A 17,129-nucleotide genomic window follows, 5' to 3' on the forward strand; every position below is an offset into this window, starting at 1 on the left:
TCCTCATGGCAACTCCACCCGCGTGAGGCTGCTCAGAGCACCGGGCGTGTACGCGCCGCAGGACGACACCGAGCTGTTGGTCGACGCGATGAACGCGGCGGCGATACCCATGGGCGCGCGCGTCCTGGACATCGGTACCGGCACGGGAGCGCTGGCACTGGCCGCTCTGCGCGCCGGTGCCGCCGAGGTGACCGGTGTGGACGTTTCCCGCCGTGCGGTGTGGACGGCGCGGATGAACGCTGCCCTGCAACGGCTTCCGCTGCGGGTGCGGCTGGGCAACGCGCTGGAGGTCGTCGCCGGTGAGCGGTTCGACCTGGTGCTCGCCAACCCGCCGTACGTGCCGGCCGAGCGGGACGGCGCGGCCAGGGGTCCCGCACGGGCGTGGGACGCGGGCCTCGACGGGCGGCAGCTGCTGGACCCGTTGTGCGCGCGCATGTTCGACCTGCTCGTGCCCGGCGGCATGGCGCTGATGGTCCACTCCGCGCTGTGCGGTGTGGAGACCACGTTGCAGCAGTTGCGCGACAACGGGTTGAAGGCGTCGGTCGTGCAGCGCCGCTGGGTGCCGTTCGGACCGGTGATGCGCGGGCGCGTCGGCTTCCTGGAAGAGCACGGCCTGATCGAACCCGGTCAGCAGGACGAGGAACTGGTGGTGATCCGAGGTGACCGACCCGAACGTGCGCAGGGTGACGGTGGTGCCGAACGGCCCGGTGCTCGTTGAGGGGCCGGTGAGCCTGGAGGTGGACGGGCAGACGCACACCAGCGACCGGTTCGTGGTCGCGGTGTGCGCCTGCCGGCGCAGCAAGCGCTACCCGTTCTGCGACACCAGCCACCGCAAGCGCGTGCGCAGCGACGACTCGTCCGCGGACCAAGCCGACAGCAGGTGATCGGCCAGCCGGCCCTCCAGGAGCTCCGTGGCCTGGATGCCGAACGCGACGTCATCGGTCAGGCCGGGGTCCTGCTCCAGCAATGACCCGATGACGTCGCGGCGCATGATCTGCTCGTGCACGGCGTCGGCCTCGATGTGCTCGGTGAAGAACTCCGCGCACCTCGGGTCGGCGCCGAGCCGCTGCAACGCCTGCGCCATGCGCTGGGCGCTCGGGGCCGTGGTGATCTCCGCGGCGGCGAAGTGGCCGACCAGCGCGCCGCGCAGCGACCGGTGCAGCCCGAACAGCGACATCATGTTGACGATCGCGATCGCCGGCGCGGGCACGTCGTCGAGGTAGTGCAGGTACTCCGCGGACATCCCGGCGCCTTCGAGCAGGTCCGCGTACAGCTGCGAGTGCATCCGGTCGGCCCGCCCACCGCCGAACTCGTCGAACTCCACGGCCACCAGCGCCGCCTTCGCCCGCCCGCGCAGCCGCGGGATCACCCACGCGTGCGGGTCGGCCTCCTTGTGGTGGTACACCGAGCGGTGCGCGAAGTACTCGCACATCTGCTCCCAGGTCCCGTCGTCGCGCAGGAAGTGCGACACACCGGTGCCGGGGACCTGCTCGACCAGCAACGCGCCGAGCGCCGTGTCGAGGTCGGTCATGTCCACATCGGACCGCAACGCGTCCAGGAACACCCGTTCGACCTGCGCCCGCAGCCTCAGCAGCTCCGGGTCCCACTCCCAGGCGGGGTCCACGCCGTCGAAACCGCAGTAGTGCAGCTCGTACAACGTGTACAGCGCGATCGTGAGGTCCTCGCCGTACGGGTCGGCGTCGGTGAACGGGATCGGGCCGCCGCCCGGAGCACCGCGCAGCGCGGCGACGACGGTCTCGGACAGCGGTCCGCGGGCAGAGGGGAGCAGCATCACGTCTCATTCCGTCGAGCGATCAGGTCTTGCACGAGCGCGAACTCACCGCGCTCCTCCAACGCCGGCGCCACGTGCTTCACGAGGTCGTCCAGCACCGCCGTCGCGGGCACCCGGCAGGCCCGCCACGGGTCCACCGCGGGACCGTCCAGCCCGTACCGGGAGGCCGTCCACACCGCCGCGGCGCAGACGTCGTCGCGCACCGGCGGTGTCTCCACCACCGCGGCCGTCTGCACGAGCGCGCGGCAGAGCGCGGCCTGCAGCACCGCGTCGGGCACGGTCGCCGCCGCGTCGGCCGCGCGGAACTCGATGGTCGGCAGCTTCGGCGACAGCCGGGCCAGCCAGAACGTCTGGGCCGCGTCGACGAGCGTCCCGCAGGCGACCAGCCGGGCCACCTGCGCGTCGTAGTCGGCCGTACCGGTGAACACCGGCGGCACGCCGGAGCCGGGGAACCGCGACTGGAGCACCATCCGCCAGCTCGCGTAGCCGTGGTCCGCCGAGTTCGCCGCCAGCGCGAGCAGCGTCGGCAGCCAGGGCCGCACCCGGTTGAGGACCACGACCGCGGTCTCCCGGTCCGGCACGCCCACGTGCACGTGGCAGCCGGAGGCCTCGTACGTGTCCACGACCCCCGCGTACAGGTCGAGCACCTGCCGGAACCGCGGCCCGTCGGCCACGACCGGGTGAACCGACGCCTTGACCGGGGTGCCGCGCGACACCACGTCCACGCCCACCTCGCGCGCCGCGGCGGTGACGGCGTCACGGGCCTGCTGGAGCGCCGCACCGAGCGCGGTCATGTCCGTGCACGGCCCGGTCGCCGCCTCCACCTGCGTGCCGGCGAGCTCGGCGTGGAACTTCGTCAGCTCCGTGTCCCGCAGGCGCGCCAACACGGCGCCGGCACGCACCGAGGTGCGTCCGGACGCCGCGTCGACGAGCAGGAACTCTTCTTCTACGCCAACTGTGTCAGCGCACTGCGGCACGCCGGCCAAGCGCCACTCCCAGTCCGATCATGCCAACGCCGAGGACGAAGTGCAGCCAGTCGTCCGCGGTGTTCAGCGGGACGAAGTTCGCCTGGCTCGTCTTGTCGATGACGAGCCCGTACAGCCACAGCACCAGGTACACGGCACCGCCGCCGATGAGGTACGCCTTCGCGCCACTCGCCGTGCGCGCGGCCAGGAAGCCCGCCACGCCGAACAGCAGGTGGACGATGTTGTGCAGCACCGAGACGGCGAAGACGCCGAGCAGCATCGCCTCCGAGTGGTGCCCGGCGAACGTCATCGTGTCGTAGTTCGTGGTGATGCCGGGGATGAAGCCCAGCACACCGACCAGCGCGAACACCGCTGCGACCGCTAATGCGGCCTGCTGCACGGTCGTTCGTGTCCTTACGTCGACCATCGGGGTCACCTCGCTCTGTGTGGACACGGTCAGTGAGCGACTACCCGGCGAAGGTAGAGGCAAACGCGTGCGGGGTATCCGGTGCGGCATGGACGACCAGACGGTTGAGGCGCTCGGCAAGCTCAGCGCCGCGTTGGAGACCACCGAACGCGCCCGCGGCCACCTCTACTCCTTCCACCAGCTCACCGGCACCGCCGACTTCATGCTCGACGAGGCGATCGAGCTGCTGCGCAAGGCGGGCCACCACGAGCACGCCGACCGGGTGCAGCGCGAGCTCGTCGGGCGCAACGTCCTGCCGGGACGGTGGACGTTCCAGGTCGTCGAGGAGTACGACGACATGTACTACGACGTGTTCCGCGACGTCGAACGCGCCGCCCGCACCGACCTGGCCGGCGGCAAGCGGCACGAGCTGGAGGCCCGGCTCAAGCGCGACCGTCAGCGGTTCAGCGCCGCCGCGTACGCCGACAAGGACTCCCGGTCGGGCTGACCGGTCTTCGCGATCAGCGACGCCACGTGCTTCTCCACGGTGCGCGGTGAGATGTGCAGGCGCGTCGCGATGGCCTTGTTGCCCATCCGGTCGGCCAGCAGCACGAACACCTCGAACTCGCGCACCGTCACCCCGTGCCCGCGCAGCTGCTTGGGCACCTGGTCGGTGCCGCTGCGGCGTTGCTGCACGGGCGCACCGGCCTGGCGCAGCAGCCCGCGGCACGCCGAGGCGACGGCGGTGTTGCCCGCCTGGTGGAAGTGCTCCTCCGCGGAGCGCAGCCACGTCACCGGGTCGCCCCACCGCCGCGCCTCGGCCGCGACCAGCCGCAACCCCAGGTGCCGCGCCATCGGGTACGGCGCGGCGGCGTCCTGGGCCTCGTCGAACGCCACGGCCGCGTCGGCGCACCTGCCGTCGCGGCCGAGCAGGACGGCGTGCGCGAGGTCGGCGAACTGCTTGTTCCACCGCATGCGCGCGGGGGAGGCGCCGGCCAGCGCGTGGTACTCCGGCCAGCCGAACCGGCCGTCGAGCACGCCCAGCAGCACGCGCATGCCGTGCGTGCCGGAGAGGTGGAACGTGGTGGGGTTCTGCGACTCCTGCGCGGCCGCCCGGTCGAGCTCCCGCACCGCCAGCGCGCGGTCCTCCTCCAGCAGCGCGCAGAACGCCTTGGCGAGCCCCGAGCACAGCGGCACCTCCTGGGCACCGCCCTTGGCGCTCTGCTCGAACGCCTGCACCGCGAGGTCGGTCGCCGGCCGGTTGCCCTGGTGCGCGTGCAGCGTCGCCCGCACCATCAGCAGGTAGCGGGTGAGGGCGCTGAGGTGCAACCGGGCCGTGGCCTGCAGGCAGCGGTCGACCTGCTCGCTCGCCTCGGTGTACCGGCCGGTCAGCACCGACTGCAGCGCCACGATGGCGTCGACGTTGTAGGCCACCGTGATCGCACCGGCCCGGCACGCCTCGTCGTGCGCGCTGTCGAGGGAGGCGGTGCTGCCGGTGGCGAGCCAGTCGTTGCCCGCCATGCGCACGAGCGCGTAGATGTGCTGGATCGGCAGCCGGTGGGCGTCCGCAAGCGCTCGCGCCTTGTCGAAGCACGCGTTGGCCTCGTCGAGGTCCTGCTCGCGCGCGATGATCCCGAGCAGCTGCCACGCCTCGCACCCGACCATCGGCAGCCGCGCCCGTGCCGCCGCGTCCGCCGCCCGGTGCGCGAGCCGGGCCGCGGAGGAGATCCGGTCGGGGCTCGGGATGTTCAGCGTGAGGAAGGCGGAGTTCACGTCCAGCGGCGCCGTCAGCTCGTCCGGTGCGCCCGGCCCCAGCAGCGTGCGCGCGGCCCGCACCTGCTCCGCGCCGTCGGTGAACCGCCCCGCGAGGTAGGCGACGCGCGCGAGGCGGGTGTGCAGCTTGGCCCGCCGCGGCCCGTCCAGCCCGCGCAGCTCGCTGAGCGCACCGCCGAGCTGGAACGCCCTCTCGAACTCCCCGGCCTCGGCCAGCGCGGGCAGCAGCACGTCCAGCACGTCGGCCCGCGCGGCCGACTCGGTGAGCAGCCGGTGCGCCCGGTCGAGCAGCTTGACCGCGGAGCTCGTGGCGCCGTTGCCCAGCGCGCGCCGGCCGGCCTCGGCGAACAGCAGCCCCGCGTCCGCCGGTTCACCCGCGTCGAACCGCAGCTTGGCCACCAGCGGGCACCAGTCGCCGGGCAGCCCGGGGTGCAGCTCCTCGACCGCGTCCGCGGTCCGCTCCGACAACGTCCCGCGCTCCGCCGGCGTCAGCTGCGCCAGCAACGCGTCCGCCGTCAGCGGGTGCCGGAACGCGTACCAGTCCGGTGCCGGCTCGTCCGGCGTGACCAGCTGCGCCGCGACCCCCGCGTGCAGGTGGCTCAGCAGCGCCCGGTCGTCGTGCCCGGTCACCTTCTGCACCACGGACAGCGGGAACCGGTGCCCCAGCACCGCCGCCACCGACAGCACCTCGCGCCCCTGCGGCCCCAGCCGGTCCGTGCGGTGCGCGACGCTGCGCACGAACGCCGCCGGCACCGGCAGCTTCAACTCCCCGAGCACCTGCCACCCGCGCGCGCCGGCCACGAGCAACCCGCCGCTCACCATGCCGTGCAACAGCTCCTCGACCACGAACGGGTTCCCGGCGCTGTCCGTCCACAGGCGATCGCAGAGCTCGTCCGGTACCTGCTCGCTCTCCAGGCACGCCGCCGTCATCGCCCGCACCTGCCGCCGGTCGAGCCGCTTGAGCTCCAGCTGCGACCCGGCCCCGCGCTGCACGATCTGGTGCACGAGCTCCAGCGCGTTGCCGGGGTCGTTGCGGATGGTGGCGAGCAGCAGCACCGGCTGCTCCTCCAGGTTGTCCGCCAGGTACTCGACGACCGCCAGCGTCTCCGCGTCCGCGTCGTGCAGGTCCTCCAGCACCAGCAGGCAGGGCGTCTTGCGCGCCACCGACGTCAGCAGCCGCAGCACCGCCTCCGCCAGCACGACGACGGACTCCGTGGTCGACTGCCGGTCGTGCCACTCGGGGATCAGCGTCCCCAGCACCGGCTTGTACGGGCCCAGCGCGCTGTCGTCGGGCGGCTCGTGCCGGAACAACCCCAGCAACGCCTCCGCGATGGGCCGGAACGGCACCATCGGCCCGATCGTCGTCCCCCGCCCCTTGAGCACCCGCATGCTCTCGTCGAACGCCTGCCCCGCGGCCAGCCGGGCGAGCCGCGACTTGCCGATCCCCGCTTCTCCGGTGAGGAACACAGCGCCACCCTGCCCGCGGCGGGTGCGTTCGAGTGCCGTGGAGACGGCCTCGACCTCCCGGTCGCGGCCGACCACCTGGGGCGCTCGGGTCTGCATGGCTGGACCCTAACGTCCGCGTGGTGTGGTCCGTAACGGCTGCTCAGGCGTATTCGGCCTGGGGGAGTGGAGCAATTCCCGGTGATCAGGAAAGGACCTTTCCGCGATCACTCGCGGCCAGGCGCGGCAGGCGTCGCGTGAGCGGGTGGGCGAGGGGGTGCGGCCCTCGGAAGTTCGGCCGGAACCGGCCGTGCCCGGCCCCGGGAACGGCGCGGGGGCCGGACCCCGGACAGGGCCCGGCCCCCGCGACCCCCGGCTCAGACCACGCTCACCGTCGTGTCCGACAGCGCCGGCGTGATCGCGGCGAACGCGCCCACCGCCAGCGTCACGCCGGCCAGCGCACGCGCTCGCGCACCCGCCCGCGACCGCGGCGAGAGCTCCATCTCCCCGATCACGTGCTCGACCGGCACGGGCTGGTCGGCCGGGCGGTGCAGGGACTCGTTCATCTGGTGGACTCCTCGTTGTCGGTCGATCCGGTGTGGTGATGCGGTTCGAGCAGCAGGACGGAGGGCACCGGGAAACCCTGCCGCAGCAAGCCGTGGCCGATGCCGGCGAGACCGGTCAGCAGCCCCGGCGACGGGACGCCACCGGGGGTGGCGCACTGCGGGCCGTGTTCGTCGAGCCTGCCGAGCAGCAGCGCGGTGCGCCGGGTCGCGAGGTTCGGGTGGTGGGGCGTCAGCGCCTCGACCACGCCCAGCTCGCCGTGGCACAGGCTCATGTCCCGCAACGGTTCCCGCGTGGCCAGCGCACCGGCCACGCGTTCGTCGTGCCGTGCCAGCGCCACGCCGGCCACGCCCGAGCACCAGCCGGTGTCGGCCGGGTCGGTCGTGTCGCTCTCCAGGAAGGTCCGTCCTGCCACATCAGATAACTCGTCGCCCACCGCTGCCGCGTAACGCCGCAGAGCCCATCCGATTCCCGCATGGCCGCGGGCGAACCCATTGGCGGGGCAAATCGCGGCACGTAGGACGGTCGCGTAGTGATCGGCGAGCACGAGGGAGTCAGGCGTGCCGACCGCGAGCATCGCCGCGAGGGAGCCGGCAACGCCGTCGGCGACCGTGAACGACGTGTCGGTCAGCGGCATCAGCGACACGGCCAGGGAGAGCAGCGCCGGGTCGAGTCCGAGCAGCGGCACCAGCCGGGACAGGCCGTAGCAGACACCGCCCAGGCCGTGCAGCCCGCCGCCCGCCGCCAGCACCAGCTCCGGGGACGCGGCGAACGACTCCAGCAGCGCCGGCAACGGGCGCAGCGCGGCCGAGGCGAAGTCGACGTACCGCGCGGCACCGGTCAGCGCGCCCAGCTCCGCCAGGAACAGCGCCACCCCCGTGTAGCCGTTGGTCAGGCCCGCGCCCATCGGCAGCACGGTCCAGTGCCGGTCGTCGACCAGCTCCAGGCCCAGCCAGTTCACCCGGTCCGGCCCGGTCGCCGCCTGCGCCAGGATCTGGTCGGCGATGCCGCACGCCGCCACCAGCAGCCGCGCCGGGTCCGGGTCGACCGGTGCGACGTGGCCGGAGACGGTGGCGCCGCTGCGGTGCGACACCGGGCGCGGGCGTGAGGCCAGCGAGGCGGAGATGACCCACTGCTGGTCGTGCCGGTCGACCTCGCTGAGCCCGGCGATCTTGCGTTCCACGGCGTGCAGTCCGGGCTCCGGCAGCATCCCCGGCAGCCGGAGCCCGGACCCGGTCCACAGGTCCCGCGAACCCGGCCTGCAGACGAACAACGGCACGTCGCCGCGCCAGAGTTCCACGACCTCGTGCGGCACCAGCGCGTCCAGCAGCGGGTCGTCGACCACCAGCACGCCGAACGCCATGTCCCGGTCCAGCGCGTCGCGCAGCACCGCCGGGTGCGTGGACTCGTCCAGCAGCGTCCCGTACAGGCGCGTCGGGCGGGCCACGAACCGCACCTCGTCCTCGGCGCACTCCCGCACCAGCCGCAGCAGCTCGTCGCGGTGGGCGGCGATCGCGTCGTAGCCCGCGCGGAAGCCCGCCAGCAGCGAGTCCTGGTAGTCGGCGGGCTCGGCGGGCACATCACCCAGCACCGGCCGGTTCAACGCCCCCGTGGACGTGCTGGGGCGCCGCACGAGGCGCATCCGGTCCGTTCCGGCGTCGGCCCAGTCCACGACGTCCAGCGGTGAGGGCACGCCCCGGTCGCCGCCCACGCCGGAGACGTCGACGATGCCGTTGTCGCCCAGCAGCATGTGCGGCAGCAGCGCGGTGCGGTGCACCGAGCGCGCCATCGCGAGCGCGGCCGGGTCGCTCGCGATGGTGAGCGTCGGGTGGAACAGCGTCTCCACGTCCACCAGCACCGGCTGGTCGCCGCACGCGATCAGGTTCTCGTAGTGCATGTCCGTGCCGTCGACGGCGTAGAGCAGCGCCAGCAGCGCCCCGAGCCGCCGGTAGAACTCCGCCACCCCGGCGACGTCCGCGCACGGCTGGTGCTCGACGTGCTCCAGCCACCCGTACCCGTCGCGCACCAGCAGCCGCGGCGAGCGGAACAGGATGCCGGTGCGCCGCGCGAACCACGCCACCTGCGCGGTGAAGTGCGCGTGCAGCTCGACCGGGCGCGGCCGGTACACCAGCCGCGCGCCCGAGGCGAACGTCAGCACCGCCACCGTCCTGCCCTGCTGATGCGGGTCGCCCTGCCCGGTCTCGATCGTCGTCAGCGCACCGGGGTCGATCCCGCCGAACACCGTCCGCACCACGTCCGCGCGGTCGCGGGTGAACCGCGACGACAGCTCGTGGTGCGCCGCGACCGCCTGCTCGCACGCCTGCGCGAGCATCCGCGCCAGCACCGGGTAGCGGCCGAACAACGCCGTGAGGTCCAGCGTGCGGGTGAAGGACAGGAACCGCTCCTGCGGTGTCTGACCTGCCAGCGTGCCGCGGGCCTGGTTCAGCTCCAGCACGAGCGTGCGGGCCGCGATCCGGACCAGCCGCTGGCCGAGCTGCTGCGCGAAAGCGGCGTCGAACGGCGGCGCCACCTCGGTGCGCGCGGCGTCGACCAGGGGCCGCAGCGCGTGCGCGAACGCGGCGGTCCAGCTGTCGTCGGAGGGGGCGCCGGGGCGGGACGCGGCCGTGGCGCGTTCCAGGAACTCCGCCGCTGCAGGGGTCACGAGGCCGAACCTCGCACGTGCGGGTGGAGAACACATGGGGGCCGAGTACCCAGATTCGCCCGCGACGGGAAAATGGGGGACCGGCACCCATGTTCCGAGGCGCGCGAGGTCTGAAACTCACTCGGGAGAGGGAGGAACGGACCATGAAGGAGTTCGGGGAACTACTGCGCACGCACCGCATCCACGCCGGCCTCACCCAGCAGCAGCTGGCTGACTTCGCGATGCTCAGCGTGCGGGCCATCCGGGACCTGGAATGCGGCCGCACCCGGTCGCCGCGCGCCGAGACGGTGCGCCTGCTCGCGGACGGCCTGCGGCTGGACGACACCAGCCGGGCAGATCTCCAGCAGGCGGGTGGACGGCCGGCCCGCAAGGTGTCGGTGGCGCCACCCGCGCCGTCGTCGGCGATCGTCGGCCGTGAGGCGGAGGCGGGCGCGCTGGCGGACCTGCTCGTCGGGGGCACCCGGCTGGTCACCGTCACCGGTGTCAGCGGGGTGGGCAAGACCCGGCTCGCCCTGGAGGTCGCGGGCGAGCTGCACTTCCGGCTCGGCTGGTCGGTGCTGTGGCTGCCGGCCGCGCGCATGCCGGCGATCGACGCGGGCACGGACACCCTGCTCGTCACCGACCACGTGCCCGACCCGCGGCTGCTGGAGCTGCACCCGCGGCTGCGGATCGTCGTCACCGCGCTCGCGCCCACCGGGCTGCCGGGCGAGCACGTGTTCCCGCTGGCACCGCTGGCCGACGACGCCGCGGTGCAGCTGCTCGTGACGCACGTGCGCCGGGTCCGGCCCGGGTTCCGGCCGGAGCCCGCGAACCACGCCGCGCTGATGGGGCTGGTGCACGAGCTGGACGGCCTGCCGTCGGCGCTGGAGTTCGCCGCCGGGTGGTTCATGGTGTACTCGCCGCAGCACCTGCTGGAGCGGCTGCGCACCAACCCGCTCGACCCCACCTCGGCGCACCTGCGCGACTCGCTGCGCCGCTCGTTGTCCACTCTGGACGCCGGTGAGCGCGAGGTGCTGGTGCGGATGGTCGACCGGATCGGCTGGGAGGACGAGGACGCCGTGCACGCGCTGAGCGTCCGCGGGCTGGTCCGCCGCACCGGGCCCCGGTACGAGGTGCTCAACCTCGTCCGCGCGGCGGTGCTGGAACCGGTGTCGGGACCTCAGCTGACCGGCGGCGTAACCCTGACCTGGCCCTGCTGAGCACGCGTCTGCAAGTACTGCCAACTGCGAGTTGGCAGTACTTGCAGACGCCGGATCAGGACGCTGCGGTCAGGGCGCCGGGGGTCAGGGTGCCGGGGTCAGAACGCCGCGGTCAGGCACGCGAGGCGGTCGCCGGCGGTGCCCGCCTTGCCGTGCTCGGTGCTGGTGTGCGCGGCGTGGATGACGATGGCGTTCGCCTCGCCCTTGCGGAACTCCCAGTCCACCGCCGAGCTGGCCGTGGCGGCACCCTGCGCGTCGGTCGTGAAGTCGAGCCAGATCTCGTTCTGCGCGTTGGCGTACTTCGGGTCCACGCTCGGCGTGACCGGGTCCTTCTCGTTCTGGTAGTGCGGCCCGGAGTCGGCCGGCTTGGCGCCGCACGGCTTGGTGTGCACGTGCGAGCCGTACTGGGTGTCCGGCAGCAGCCCGGACACCTTCAGCTCCACGGTCGTCCGTCCATTCGCGACGGACGACGAGGTGGAGAGCTTCGCGCCCAGCGGCACCCGTGCGACGGTGTAGGTGACGCCCTTCGGCTGGTCGCCGGACTCCGCCGGCGCGGCGAGAACGGCCTCGGCGACGGGCGTCGGTGCGGGGGACGTGGTGCTGGAAGCCCCTGTCGAGCTGGTCGAGCCGGTCGAGCCGGTGTCGGTGCCGCCCGAGCAGGCCGCGAGTCCCCCGGTGAGCAGAGCGGCACCCACGAGGGCCGCCACAGTCGTGCGCATGTTTCTCCTCAGATCAGCTGCGGTCCAGGTTCCCACCTCCTACCTGACCACGATCGGGTGACCGGCGCACGTCGGCCGGGACGAGCCGCTCGAACGCCGACGCGTAGGCGGCACAACGGTGGTAGCCGGAGTGGGTTTCCACCTCGCCGGGACCGCCGCCGGTCTCGTCCGCCCACTGGTCGACCGACGTGCCGTCCGGCCGCCCGTACCCGATGACGGGAAACCCGAGGTGGTCGGTGCGCCGCCACAGGTTCACCCACCGGTCCGCCAGCAGCACCCGCAGCGTGTCGGCCTCGTCGACCACGGGTTCCGCCCGCGGCTCGTCGTCGTCCTGCCGGTGCCACGGGTTCAGCGCCCACAGCGCGCCCCTGCGGCTGCGCGCGGTGCCGAGCACACCGGGGCCCAGCAGTTCCGGGAAGATCCGCCCGAAGTACGGCCGCAGCTGCACGCCGTACGTGAGCAGCTTGACGCGGGCGAGGTGCTTCTCCGGAAGCTGGTAGACGGCGGCGACGGCGAGCACCGCGCCGAGGCTGTGCGCGGAGAGCACGACGACCGAGCGCTCCTGCGGCGGCAGGTCCTCGTCGGGGTGCCGGTCCAGCCAGTCGCGCACGCGCTCGGCGATCTCCGGCACGGCCCGCTCCGCGTAGCAGGGCGGGGCGAACGGGTGGGCCGTGCGCGGCAGGAAGCACATCAGGTCCCACAGCAGCCCCAGCGGTCTGCGGTTGGCGAGCACCCCGGCGCCGACGAACGACCCGACCAGCGCCACCCCGGCGAGCCCGGTGTACGTGACGCCCTGCTCGAACACCCACGCCGGCACCTCCCAGTCCACCCAGGACGGTCGCGCGAACGCCACGTGCACCGCCAGCACGACCGCCGCGGTGCTCACCGCGGACAGCACGCCCACCACGACCTCGGCCCGGTGCGCGTTCGCGATCACGTGCCGCCACCGCATGACGAGCTCCTCCTGCCCGGCCGGGATCGCCGGGCTGGTGTCCCGCTCGAAGTCGGCGGGCCCGCGCACCCGCAGCCCGAGCAGCACCACCAGCACCACGACCAGGCCCGCCACCACCGCGAGCGCCGCCGTGAACGCACCGCTCGCCCACCAGGAGAACCAGGGCGCCTGCGGCACCTTCCGCAGCGGCTCCGAACCGGCCAGCCAGCCGCGCACCGTCAGCACCAGCACCGTCGCGAGCAGCAGCGACGTGGTGAGCGACAACCCCAGCAGCACACCGGGTCCGGTGCCGCCCCACGCCTCCCACTCCCGGTTGTCCCGCACCGCGTACCCGACCAGCAGCGCACCGGCCACGACGGCGACGAGTCCGAGCGGCTGCCACACCGCGGTGAGGACGAGCCCCGCGGCGAACGCCAGGCCCGCCAGCCACGGCACGCGCTTCTCCCGCTTGCGCCACGACCACCCCGACAGCGCGATGCCCAGCAGGCAGGCCGTCACCGCGGGCGGTCCCCACCGCGCCAGCCACAGCGACCGGCCGAAAACGGGTTCGGCGTAGAGGATCGCGAACCCGTGCACCGCCAGCACCACCCCGGTGGCCACCAGGAGGGCCCACGACCACAGGCCGCCCTTCTCGGTCCTGGGCGCGTCCGGGCAGTCCGCCGCCGTGTGCACGACCCGGTACGCGACGAGCGCCAGCAACACCCCGGCGAGCACCGTCGTGACCAGGAAAACCGCGGCCTGCGACCAGAGTTCCGCGCCGGTCAGCAACACCACCACGCAGAACCCGGCGGCCAGGTGCAGCCTGGTCAGCCTGCGCAGCCGCGGGCTGCCCCGCCACATCGACCTCCTGCTGAGCAGCACACCCGCCCGGAACGGCTGCCGGTCACCGGTGGCCGCCGACTCGTACCTGCTGCGGGACAACGAGGTCAGCAGCAGCAACCCGAACAGCAGCGCCACCGGCACCGCGGAGGCGGCGAGCACCCGGACGTGCTGCGCGGGGTCGCCGAGCAGGTCGAGCCACTCCGGCAGCCGGCGGCAGGTCGTGTCGGCCAACGAGCACTGGACCGCGTACAGGTCGACGACCGCCACGCCCACCGACAGCACCAGCAGCACCGTCAGGCCGAGCCCGAACAGCCGGGTGCTGGCGGCACCGCGACCGGCGTTCCACCACGTGCCCTTCGCGGCTTCCGCTGCACTGCCCCCGGCTGCCTTCTCGGCGTCCGTCAGCTCGTCGTCCTCCGTCCACGTCCTGGGGATCTCCCGGCTCCAGTACGCGACGTTCGCGAGCCCGAACGGCAGCAGCAACGCCCACCCGATGCGCCCGGCCACGTTCGCCACCACCGACGCCACCCCGCTGCCCGGCGCACCCGGTGTGCTGCGCGCCATGCCGCCCCACGAGTAGGCCTCGCGCTCGACGTCGGCGCGGGGCCGGCCGGGGTCGTTCGCCGGCAGGTCGTCGAGCTTTTCGGCGACCGGGCGCCAGAAGCTGCCGAAGCGGTCGCCGCGGAACTGCTCGACGGCGTGCTCGGGGAGCGCCAGCACGGCGGCCGGGGGCGTGTTGTTGACCCCGTGGATGCGCAGTTCCAAGGCACGTGGACGCATGGCAGCCTCCCTCTACTCCAGTTGTCGTCCCTGAAGCTGCTCCGATTAGCGGCCATCCGGGTGAAAAAGGTGTATCCCGGCACCTCGGGAAGCCTCTACTTGGCAAGGAGGCCCCACCATGACCGCAACCGCTCACCCGAACGTCGCAAACTCGATCGGCCTGGCCGAGTTCCTCGCCACCGCGGGCACCCTCACGCTCGCCCAGCGCAAGCTCGTCGTGGACCAGGCGCTGATCCTGCTGGAGCAGAACTACGCGCACCTGCCGTTGAAGGTCGCCATGCACGCGGTGAACCCGGTGCAACGGCTCAGGGTGCTCAGAGCCAGACTCGAACGGCAGACCGACGCCACGGCCGAGCCCGAGTGGCAGTTCCACCGCGAGCTGTCGAGCACCTTCCACTCGGTGCGCGACCTGCACACCAACTACCTGCTGCCGGCCCCGTTCGCCGGCAAGATCGCGTTCTTGCCGTTTCAGCTGGAGCGCTGCTTCGACCCGGACGGCACCGAGCGGTACCTCGTGGCCCGCACGGTCGCCGGGTTCACCGGCCTGGCCGTCGGCGACGAGGTGACGCACTGGAACGGCACCGCGATCGCGCGCGCCGTCGCGGTGAACGGCGCGATCTTCGCGGGCAGCAACACCGCCGCGAACCTCGCCCGCGGCCTGGAGTCGCTCACGCTGCGCCCCCTGGTGATCCAGCTCCCGCCGGACGAGGACTGGGTCGTCGTGACCCACCGCACCGCCGGCGGCACGAGCGAGGACGTCCGGGTGGACTGGCAGGTGACCGACAACCTGCCGCCGATGACCGACGTCGACGCGCTCTCGCCGGCCGCCGCCGCGCAGGGCGTCGACCTCGACTCCGACGAGAAGGCCCGCGCCAAGAAGTTGTTGCACGCGCCCAAGGTCGTGACCGCCGAGGCCGCGGGCGGTGCCGTCGCGATGAGCGAGCAGGACGTGCCGACGACCCTGCCCGGCGTGTTCCGCGCCCGCCCGGTCACCACGCCGTCCGGTACGTTCGGGCACCTGCGGATCTTCACGTTCAGCGTGGACGACCCGGAGGCGTTCCTGCGGGAGTTCGTGCGGCTCGCGGCCCTGCTGCCGCAGAACGGCCTGATCGTCGACGTCCGCGACAACGGCGGCGGCCACATCTTCGCCGCGGAGTTCCTGCTGCAGACGATGACCCCGCGCCGCGTCGAGCCAGAACCCGTGCAGTTCCTCAGCACGCCGCTGAACCTGCGCATCTGCCGCCGCCACGCGGAAGACCCGACCGGGCAGATCAACCTCGGCCCGTGGTTCCCCTCGCTCGACTCCTCGACCGAGACCGGTCAGGCGTTCTCCTGCGCCCACACGATCACACCGGTCGACGGCGCGAACTCCGTGGGCCAGACCTACCACGGCCCGGTCGTGCTGGTCACCGACGCCCGCTGCTACTCCGCGACCGACATCTTCGCCGCGGGCTGGGCCGACCACGCGCTGGGCCCGATCCTCGGCGTCGACGACAACACCGGCGCGGGCGGCGCGAACGTGTGGACGCACGGCCTGCTGTCCACCCTGCTGAGCATCCCGGCGCCCGGAGACCCGGACACGCCGTACAAGCCGTTGCCCGGCAAGGCGAACATGCGCGTCTCCATCCGCCGCACCCTGCGCGTCGGCAAGCTCGCCGGCACCCCGGTGGAGGACCTGGGCGTGCGCCCGACGCACCGGCACCAGCTCACGCGCGCAGACCTGTTGCAGGGCAACGTGGACCTGCTGAACCGCGCGGCCGAGCTGCTGGCCGAGCAGCCCGTGCGCCGGCTCGGGGTGGCGGTCGCGGGCACGACCGCCTCACTGGACACCGTGAACCTCGACCGGGTGGACGTCTACGTCGACGGCCGCCCCGCCACCTCGATCGACGTGACCGACGGCGCGCACACCGTGCCGCTCACCACGTCCGGCAGCGAGGTGCGCGTCGAGGGGTTCGCGGACGGACGGCTGGTGGCCGCGCGCAAGGTCACCAGCTGATCGAACGGGCGCTTCCGGTGACGCCATGACCGGAAGCGCCCGTTTCGGCCGCGCGGTCACCGCACCGGGGCCGTGCTGTCGTCACAACCAGCCGCGCCGCATCGCCTGCACCCCCGCCTGGAACCGCGTCTGCGCCCCGCACCGGTCCATCAGCTGCCGCACCCGCCGCTGCACGGTCCGCGGCGCCAGCCCTAGCTGCCGCGCGATCGAGGAGTCGGTGAGCCCGGCGGCCAGCAGGCCCAGCAGGTTCGGGTCCACGTCGGCCGCCGCGGCGTAGATCCCGCCGGGGCTGAACGGGATGCCCTTGTCCCAGTAGAGCTCGAACGTCGAGCGCAGCACGTCCAGCAACGCCGACGGCCGGATCAGCAGCACCTCGTCGACCACGTCGCCGTTCACGACGGGCAGCACCGCCGCGTGCGTGTCGATCACCGCGAGCTTGAACGGCAGCGTCGGGGTGACGCGGGCGCGTTCGCCGGCCGCGACCAGGTCGATGATCTCCACGACGCGGCCGGGGATGTCGACGGCGGAGCGGTCGTAGACGACGCGCCACTGCACGTCGCGTTCGCGAGTCTCGTCCTCCAGCGCCACGTGCTGGCCCAGCGGCGTCACGTACGGCGGCTGGTCGAGCACGCACACCTCCTCGCGGGCGCCGCGCAGCAGGGCGTGCCACAGCTCGCGGACGGCGTCCACCCCGGACACCACCTCGACGAACGCGTTGTCGGCCTGCTCCTCGTCGCGGTTGCGCAGGTACAGCTCCATCAACGGGCCGACGTCGGCGCGCGCCCTGCGGTTGGCCTCCTCGCGCGCGGCGATCAGCGCCTCGACGGCGAGGTCGGGCGCGACGGCCTGCCACACGTCGCCGGGCAGGTGCCTGACCAGGCCGAGCTCGCGCATCCGCTCCAGCGCGGCGGGGGAGGCGCCGGTCTCCTCCGTGGTGCGGCTGCCACCCGTGACCAGCAGCTCGTAGACCGCGGAGAGCTCCGGTGCGACGCCCAAGTGTCCGAACACGGCCACATTGTGCGCCATTCGGGGTAGCGGCCCTGTCGTGAACACGCC

At 73.2% G+C, this 17,129-nt stretch carries 14 protein-coding genes; 5 read left to right on the forward strand and 9 right to left on the reverse strand.

The annotated features are described in order from the left end of the window. The first annotated feature begins 22 nt into the window (after positions 1-22). Together AB0A63_RS07865 and AB0A63_RS07870 are read left to right on the forward strand one after the other, a co-directional pair. Entirely contained in the window at positions 23-718 is a 696-nt protein-coding gene (locus tag AB0A63_RS07865) for a HemK2/MTQ2 family protein methyltransferase (protein WP_360386754.1), read from the forward strand. After that, complete coding sequence (locus AB0A63_RS07870) at positions 660-884, forward strand: CDGSH iron-sulfur domain-containing protein (protein WP_360386757.1); 225 nt, start codon at positions 660-662, stop codon at positions 882-884. The genes AB0A63_RS07865 and AB0A63_RS07870 overlap by 59 nt, the downstream gene beginning before the upstream one ends. Here AB0A63_RS07870 and AB0A63_RS07875 read toward each other — a convergent pair. Genes AB0A63_RS07875 through AB0A63_RS07885 form a run of 3 tightly spaced genes read right to left on the reverse strand, consistent with a single transcriptional unit; the run spans position 806 to position 3,184 of the window. Continuing rightward, positions 806-1,792, reverse strand: a complete 987-nt coding sequence (locus tag AB0A63_RS07875; protein ID WP_360386760.1) for an iron-containing redox enzyme family protein — start codon at positions 1,790-1,792, stop codon at positions 806-808. The genes AB0A63_RS07870 and AB0A63_RS07875 overlap by 79 nt on opposite strands. Continuing rightward, on the reverse strand, positions 1,792-2,769 hold the full coding sequence (locus AB0A63_RS07880) for a YbdK family carboxylate-amine ligase (RefSeq protein WP_360388320.1): 978 nt from the start codon (positions 2,767-2,769) through the stop codon (positions 1,792-1,794). The genes AB0A63_RS07875 and AB0A63_RS07880 overlap by 1 nt, the downstream gene beginning before the upstream one ends. After that, positions 2,753-3,184, reverse strand: coding sequence for a DUF4383 domain-containing protein (locus AB0A63_RS07885; protein ID WP_360386763.1), 432 nt, complete (start codon positions 3,182-3,184; stop codon positions 2,753-2,755). The genes AB0A63_RS07880 and AB0A63_RS07885 overlap by 17 nt, the downstream gene beginning before the upstream one ends. A gap of 88 nt (positions 3,185-3,272) precedes the next feature. Here AB0A63_RS07885 and AB0A63_RS07890 point away from each other — a divergent pair, with 88 nt between their 5' ends. Next, the gene (locus AB0A63_RS07890) at positions 3,273-3,671 is read left to right on the forward strand and encodes a hypothetical protein (RefSeq protein WP_360386765.1); all 399 of its coding nucleotides are present in this window, start codon (positions 3,273-3,275) and stop codon (positions 3,669-3,671) included. On the opposite strand, the gene AB0A63_RS07895 is transcribed toward AB0A63_RS07890, so the two are convergent. From AB0A63_RS07895 to AB0A63_RS07905, 3 genes are all read right to left on the reverse strand, one after another. Next, entirely contained in the window at positions 3,620-6,499 is a 2,880-nt protein-coding gene (locus tag AB0A63_RS07895; protein WP_360386767.1) for an AAA family ATPase, read from the reverse strand. The genes AB0A63_RS07890 and AB0A63_RS07895 overlap by 52 nt on opposite strands. Positions 6,500-6,756: 257 nt before the next feature. After that, entirely contained in the window at positions 6,757-6,945 is a 189-nt protein-coding gene (locus tag AB0A63_RS07900) for a hypothetical protein (RefSeq protein WP_360386770.1), read from the reverse strand. Beyond that, complete coding sequence (locus AB0A63_RS07905) at positions 6,942-9,605, reverse strand: type 2 lanthipeptide synthetase LanM family protein (RefSeq protein ID WP_360386772.1); 2,664 nt, start codon at positions 9,603-9,605, stop codon at positions 6,942-6,944. Before AB0A63_RS07905 ends, AB0A63_RS07900 begins: the two co-directional genes overlap by 4 nt. A gap of 143 nt (positions 9,606-9,748) precedes the next feature. Here AB0A63_RS07905 and AB0A63_RS07910 point away from each other — a divergent pair, with 143 nt between their 5' ends. Next, the gene (locus AB0A63_RS07910; RefSeq protein WP_360386775.1) at positions 9,749-10,804 is read left to right on the forward strand and encodes a helix-turn-helix domain-containing protein; all 1,056 of its coding nucleotides are present in this window, start codon (positions 9,749-9,751) and stop codon (positions 10,802-10,804) included. A gap of 98 nt (positions 10,805-10,902) precedes the next feature. Here AB0A63_RS07910 and AB0A63_RS07915 read toward each other — a convergent pair whose 3' ends face one another. Together AB0A63_RS07915 and AB0A63_RS07920 are read right to left on the reverse strand one after the other, a co-directional pair. Then, complete coding sequence (locus AB0A63_RS07915) at positions 10,903-11,523, reverse strand: superoxide dismutase family protein (protein ID WP_360386778.1); 621 nt, start codon at positions 11,521-11,523, stop codon at positions 10,903-10,905. Positions 11,524-11,536: 13 nt separating this feature from the next. After that, positions 11,537-14,077: a hypothetical protein gene (locus tag AB0A63_RS07920; RefSeq protein WP_360386781.1), complete on the reverse strand. Its 2,541-nt coding sequence runs from the start codon at positions 14,075-14,077 to the stop codon at positions 11,537-11,539. Between the two features lie 118 nt (positions 14,078-14,195). Between AB0A63_RS07920 and AB0A63_RS07925 the strand changes: the two genes are divergently transcribed. Then, positions 14,196-16,073, forward strand: a complete 1,878-nt coding sequence (locus AB0A63_RS07925) for a S41 family peptidase (protein WP_360386783.1) — start codon at positions 14,196-14,198, stop codon at positions 16,071-16,073. Between the two features lie 81 nt (positions 16,074-16,154). On the opposite strand, the gene AB0A63_RS07930 is transcribed toward AB0A63_RS07925, so the two are convergent. Next, complete coding sequence (locus tag AB0A63_RS07930; RefSeq protein WP_360386786.1) at positions 16,155-17,081, reverse strand: LuxR C-terminal-related transcriptional regulator; 927 nt, start codon at positions 17,079-17,081, stop codon at positions 16,155-16,157. Positions 17,082-17,129 lie beyond the last annotated feature (48 nt).

Origin of the sequence: Lentzea sp. NPDC042327 (assembly GCF_040647275.1) — a bacterium.
GTDB lineage: Bacteria > Actinomycetota > Actinomycetes > Mycobacteriales > Pseudonocardiaceae > Lentzea.

Coding starts and splice junctions, on each gene's coding strand:
- AB0A63_RS07920 (WP_360386781.1), bottom strand. CDS start 14,077: ATGCGTCCACGTGCCTTGGAACTGCGCATCCACGGGGTCAACAACACG.
- AB0A63_RS07875 (WP_360386760.1), bottom strand. CDS start 1,792: ATGCTGCTCCCCTCTGCCCGCGGACCGCTGTCCGAGACCGTCGTCGCC.
- AB0A63_RS07900 (WP_360386770.1), bottom strand. CDS start 6,945: ATGAACGAGTCCCTGCACCGCCCGGCCGACCAGCCCGTGCCGGTCGAG.
- AB0A63_RS07925 (WP_360386783.1), top strand. CDS start 14,196: ATGACCGCAACCGCTCACCCGAACGTCGCAAACTCGATCGGCCTGGCC.
- AB0A63_RS07890 (WP_360386765.1), top strand. CDS start 3,273: ATGGACGACCAGACGGTTGAGGCGCTCGGCAAGCTCAGCGCCGCGTTG.
- AB0A63_RS07910 (WP_360386775.1), top strand. CDS start 9,749: ATGAAGGAGTTCGGGGAACTACTGCGCACGCACCGCATCCACGCCGGC.
- AB0A63_RS07895 (WP_360386767.1), bottom strand. CDS start 6,499: ATGCAGACCCGAGCGCCCCAGGTGGTCGGCCGCGACCGGGAGGTCGAG.
- AB0A63_RS07885 (WP_360386763.1), bottom strand. CDS start 3,184: ATGGTCGACGTAAGGACACGAACGACCGTGCAGCAGGCCGCATTAGCG.
- AB0A63_RS07915 (WP_360386778.1), bottom strand. CDS start 11,523: ATGCGCACGACTGTGGCGGCCCTCGTGGGTGCCGCTCTGCTCACCGGG.